Source organism: Synechococcus sp. H55.9, from assembly GCF_047462355.1.
Taxonomy (GTDB): Bacteria; Cyanobacteriota; Cyanobacteriia; order Thermostichales; family Thermostichaceae; genus Thermostichus.
On the sequence record NZ_JANSJB010000104.1, the window covers coordinates 3924 to 8687 of the forward strand.

Genomic DNA, 4764 nt, shown 5'->3' on the forward strand with positions numbered 1-4764 from the left:
GTGTCGCTCCAATTTTTCTCCAGCAGCTTCTGCATGAGCTTAGCCGGCTCCGCCACCGGCAGAGAGAGAACGGGAGACCACACCAACAGAGTATCTTCGGGGGATTCGCCGCTCAGGTGGACGAACACTTCCGCAGTGCCGTAGGTGAATTTCCAGGTGTGACCCTGCTCGTGGTTCTCGTAGGCGGCATCTTCCTTGAGGCTGGAAACCACCGCCGAGACGACCTCAACATAGCGAACAGGTTCCTCCAACACCGGAAAAACCTCTGGAGAACGGTCAATGAGCGGCTCGCTGTAGGCCATGATCTTTCCCCTACTCCCTGTCTAACCACCTTAACTATACTGCCTAGCCCTCCCACCTACCTGCCATGCTGCCGGATCCGGCTCAGGCCAGAATAGGACTGTTCGCGGTTAGGAAGGTTGCCTATGCCCCAGATTGACGTTCAAGGACGCACCCTCACTTGTGAGGCGGGCGCCAACCTGCGCCAGGTGCTGCTGCAAGCCGGGATCCCGCTCTACAACCCGCCGGCTCATATCCTCAACTGCCGCGGTCTGGGCACCTGTGGCACCTGTGCCGTACAGATCGAAGGGGCTGTTTCCCCCATGGGCTGGCGAGAACGGGCCCGCCTGTCTTTGCCACCCCACCAACTCCCGTCCACTGCGGCGGCCCAGGGCGGCAACGGGCTGCGCTTGGCCTGTCAGGTGCAGGTGCTGGGAGATCTCAAAGTCACCAAATGGCCGGGCCTGTGGGGACACCGGATCCCGCCCGCCTCTCAAACCTAAGGATTCTAAAAAAACCTGAGGGAAGCCCTATGGAAGCTCCATCCCACCCCTCCCAAAAGGCTGTCGGCATTGTGGGAGCCCTGCCGGAAGAAGTGGCCATGCTCACCCAAGCAATGGAGATCCATTCTGTCCATACCCATCTGGGGCGGCAGTTCCATCAGGGATCCCTGGCCGGACAACCGGTGGTGGCGGTTCAAGGAGGGGTGGGCAAGGTGCGGGCGGCAACTACGGCAGCCCTGTTGGTGGCCCACTTCCCTTTGCGGGGCATCATCTTTACCGGCGTGGCCGGGGCCTTGGCCGATCACCTACAGATGGGAGATGTGGTGCTGGCCCACACTGCCATCGAGCACGATTTCGGCACCGGACGGCCCGAAGGCTTTGTCCTGGGGATCGACTTTATTCCCGAGCTGCGCCACCCCCTGGCTGAGGCCGACAGTGCCCTCTACGACTTAATCGTGGCCCACCCGGAGCGGATCCCTCTCCACCCTCTGCAAGGTCGGGATCCCATCATTTATCAAGGCTTGGTGGCCACCGGCGATGTGTTCGTGGCCGACGCCAACCTACGCCGCCAAATCCGCGAGCGCACCGGGGCTCTGGTGGTGGAGATGGAAGGGGCGGCTGTGGTGCGGGTGGCACAAGAAGCCGGGATCCCTTGTCTGCTGGTGCGCTCGGTCAGCGATGCAGGAGACGACGCCGATTTCTTGAGCTTCTTTCAGACGGCGGCGCTCAATTCGGCGGCAATCGTCCACACGGTTCTGCAAAGCCTGCCCCAGACCTTGCTGTAGCCCGGCTGGACAGAGCAGAGGAGGAGTTGGGCTTGGCCGCGCTCACGTCAGTTGTTCATCTCCCGCTCCAGCTTGGCCATCGCGATCTGGCTTTCCAAGCGGGAAATGCCCTCGCGGATAGCTGTCGCCTGGGCCTCAACCTCGTCCAGGGAGCGACGAACCGCCTCTGCGGCACTCATGTGTTGGTTCCGCTGCACCAAAGCCTGGCGCGCCAGTTCGTCCTGGTCATGTTGGCTGGCCTTCTCGGCTCTGACAAACCAATCCTCAGCCTTTTGCAGCAGTTGATCGTACTGCCGTTCCAGTTGTTTGCAGCTGGCCAGCGTTGTGGCCAGGCTGCGCCGCAGTTGTTTCAGATCCCGCTCCATCTGGCGGATGCTCGCGTTTTTCTGGCGAGGCTTTTTCCACAACACTTTGCTCAGGCCCACCATCACCACTGCTGTGGCAATGCCCACGCCCGCTGCCGCTGCCGGGTTTTCCCGCAGGAAGGAGCCGTCCAAAACGTTGGATCCCGCAAAGGCCGAGGTTTGCGCGGCTGTCTCCCGAAACTCCCAGGGCATCACCGGATTGCGTTGCTGCCAAAAACCTCGGCGCGCCGCCTGGGCCAATTCTTGAGCTTCCAGGTAGCGCTCCCGGTTGGCCCCGTACAAAAAGCGCTCGTAAACCGCCGCCTGCCCCTGGCGCAACATCTCCAAATTCACCAAGCCCTCAGAGTTGTACACCTGGGCAATGTGCAGCCCTTCCGGCGTGACGTAGAGGGTATCCACCTGCACCAGGGATCCCGGCGGCAGCAGGCTTTGCAAAGCCTCTTGTGAGAGCCGCCCCCAGCGTCCCTGCGTCAGCTCCGGCGCATCCACATAGGCAAGGCGAAAACGGGTGGGCCTGCCGTTCAAGTCTGCCCAAAAGGTGTCCCCATCCACCACCGACCGTACTCGCGCTGTCGCGGAAGATTGGGCCGCTGCAGGGAGGACAAACCAAGTGCCCGAAAGGACAGCCGCCGTCATCAGGAGAGAAGTTCTTGAGGCCATGGGGATCACTCCTAATTGTGCAGAACAACAAAAGTTAAGAAATAATAAGAAATGGGGAGGCTGCGGGAACCCGCCAAAAGCCTGAGGCGTCTTCGCAGACTGGCAGAAGCAAATGGGCTGCTGCTTCCTCGGAAAGAGGCGCCAGAGCCAATAACTCACCCGCGTCAGAGAAAGCAACTTCTCCGACGCGGAGCTTGCCCTTCTGCAAAAGTCGGCTCCCAGGATGAGAATTTGGGTTAGAGTCTAGCTCACCTCTTGGGGCAACGTCACAACCCTAGATGGCAATCTTTGTCCAGTTAGCTTAAAGAGTTTCCCTGACTGGTTCCCGCCGCGGGTGGCACGGTGGCAGCACGCTGGGACCTCTGTACCAACAAGTCTGGGAAGCGTGAAGCCCGTACGCTATCGGTTCGCGCAGCGTGCTGTAAGCCATGTTGTGTTGACTCAACGAAGATGAGGGTCGGGAGTGCGTCACTGGATTGGAATCACAGGCGCAAGCGGTAGGGCTCTTCCTCAAGTCCACTGGGCAGAGGCGGCGGGAGAATCTCGATCTCGCCCGTGGGCAACGTGCGCAGCACCGTCCCCAATTGGGTCAGTTGTTCCAGAACAAACTGGCGGGTATCCCGGTCGCTGGTGGCGTTAAACACGCTTAGCCAGACATCGAAGCGGGAGCGGCGGCTGAGGGGGCTGCGGGCGATGTTGTCCCCCAGTTGGCGAAAATCGTCACCGGGCAAGCCCACCTGTTCCCGCCAGGCGGCGGCTTGGTAGTAGTCGCGGCGGCCCGCTTCCGCATCCCCCAAAAACATGAAGTTGATCAGGGCGCGATCCACGTAGAGCCGCCAGGCGTCGGGGTTGTTTTGGGGGTTAAACTGCTGCAGGCCGCGATCCAAAATCTCGACGGCTTTTTCCGGCTGGCCAGCCTGATAGGTCAACACCAAGCTGGAGAGGCGGTAGCCTAAGAAGAAATTGGGATCCAGCCGCAGCATGTGGTCGAAGTACTCGTAGGCAAGGCCGTAGCCGGTTTGGGCGCGAGCAGGGGCGTCGCCGTAGTACTGGATCAGCTCCAGCCACAGCCAGGAGGCGCCCAGGTTGCGGTAGCCCAGCCAGCCCAGGGTGGTGGCCAGGGCAATGTTGCGGTTTTTGCGGGCCTCGGCATTTTCCAGGGCCTCTAGATTGATTCGCTCCAGCATCGGCACCTGCAGCCGTACCACCAGGATCCCGCACAGCAGCGCCCCGCCCACGGCGGCCAGGGTACCTGTCAGGGAGAAACGGGAGCGGCGACGGGGCAAAGCAGCAGCAGTCATGGCCAGTTCTCAGCAGATCTCTATTGCTCGGCAGCGCCGCCGCGACCAGCGGCTAGACTCAATCATAGCGATGGCCTTGCTTCTCTCGATCTCCCTTGCACTTTTCCCCTGCCGATGACCAGATCTGCTCTCTCGGCTGCAGACCGGGCCCTCAGCCTCTACGAGGCCCTGCCCTACCCCAATGTGCCCCTCTCCCAGTCGGCCCGCAATGCCTTGGGGGAGATGTTCAAGATGAGCTATACCACCGCCCAGTACCTGCGCACCCACATGCTCGTCCCGTCAGAGGGCAAGGTGATGCTTAACGCCGGCTGTGGCTCCGGCTGGGAGACGCTGATGATGGCGGAGGCCAATCCGGGCGCCCAGATTGTGGCTTGTGATCTGTCGCCGGCTTCCGTCAAGCTCACCGAGGAACGCCTGCGCCGCCACGGCTTCACCGATGTCCAGTGCTACGTCCTCAACGTGCTGGAGCTGGATCGCCTGGGGATCCAGTTCGATTTCATCAGCCTGAACGACGTTCTGTATTTGTTGGCAGATCCCACTGAGGGCTTGCGGGCGATGAAAAAGGTTCTCAAGCCCGAGGGCATTATTCGCGCCAATCTCCACAGCCGCCGCCAACGCCAGGTGTTTCTCCGCCTGCAGGAAGCTTTGCAAAAGGTGGGGCAATTCGACGTCCCGCCAGCAGTAGGCGCCAAGAACGTGCGGGAATTCATGGGATCCCTGCAGGAAGAGGTGGCCAAGGCAGTGCTGTGGAACCCGGCCAACTATACCGAAGACGCCGCCATCCTGAACAACTATCTGCTTGCCAACGACAAGGGATTTACGATCCCCGAGGTGTTTGGCATGTTGCAGCAGGCAGGGTTGGGCTTTTTAA

Annotated in this window: 6 protein-coding genes; 3 read left to right on the top strand and 3 right to left on the bottom strand. The window is 61.0% G+C overall.

Annotation, left to right across the window (positions count from 1 at the left end; all coding sequences use genetic code 11):
* A partial coding sequence (locus NW857_RS11400) for a YbjN domain-containing protein (protein ID WP_414368984.1) occupies positions 1-302 on the bottom strand: 302 nt, incomplete at its 3' end.
* Between the two features lie 123 nt (positions 303-425).
* Between NW857_RS11400 and NW857_RS11405 the strand changes: the two genes are divergently transcribed.
* Both NW857_RS11405 and NW857_RS11410 read left to right on the top strand, forming a co-directional pair.
* Positions 426-782: a 2Fe-2S iron-sulfur cluster-binding protein gene (locus NW857_RS11405; protein WP_414335870.1), complete on the top strand. Its 357-nt coding sequence runs from the start codon at positions 426-428 to the stop codon at positions 780-782.
* A gap of 29 nt (positions 783-811) precedes the next feature.
* Positions 812-1567, top strand: coding sequence for a 5'-methylthioadenosine/adenosylhomocysteine nucleosidase (locus tag NW857_RS11410; protein ID WP_414335872.1), 756 nt, complete (start codon positions 812-814; stop codon positions 1565-1567).
* Between the two features lie 47 nt (positions 1568-1614).
* Here NW857_RS11410 and NW857_RS11415 read toward each other — a convergent pair whose 3' ends face one another.
* The gene (locus NW857_RS11415; protein WP_414335873.1) at positions 1615-2592 is read right to left on the bottom strand and encodes a PspA/IM30 family protein; all 978 of its coding nucleotides are present in this window, start codon (positions 2590-2592) and stop codon (positions 1615-1617) included.
* Between the two features lie 482 nt (positions 2593-3074).
* Positions 3075-3893, bottom strand: coding sequence for a hypothetical protein (locus NW857_RS11420; protein WP_414338771.1), 819 nt, complete (start codon positions 3891-3893; stop codon positions 3075-3077).
* Positions 3894-4007: 114 nt separating this feature from the next.
* On the opposite strand from NW857_RS11420, the gene NW857_RS11425 reads away from it, so the two are divergent.
* Positions 4008-4764, top strand: a 757-nt coding sequence (locus tag NW857_RS11425) for a class I SAM-dependent methyltransferase (RefSeq protein ID WP_414368986.1), incomplete at its 3' end; no start/stop codon positions are given.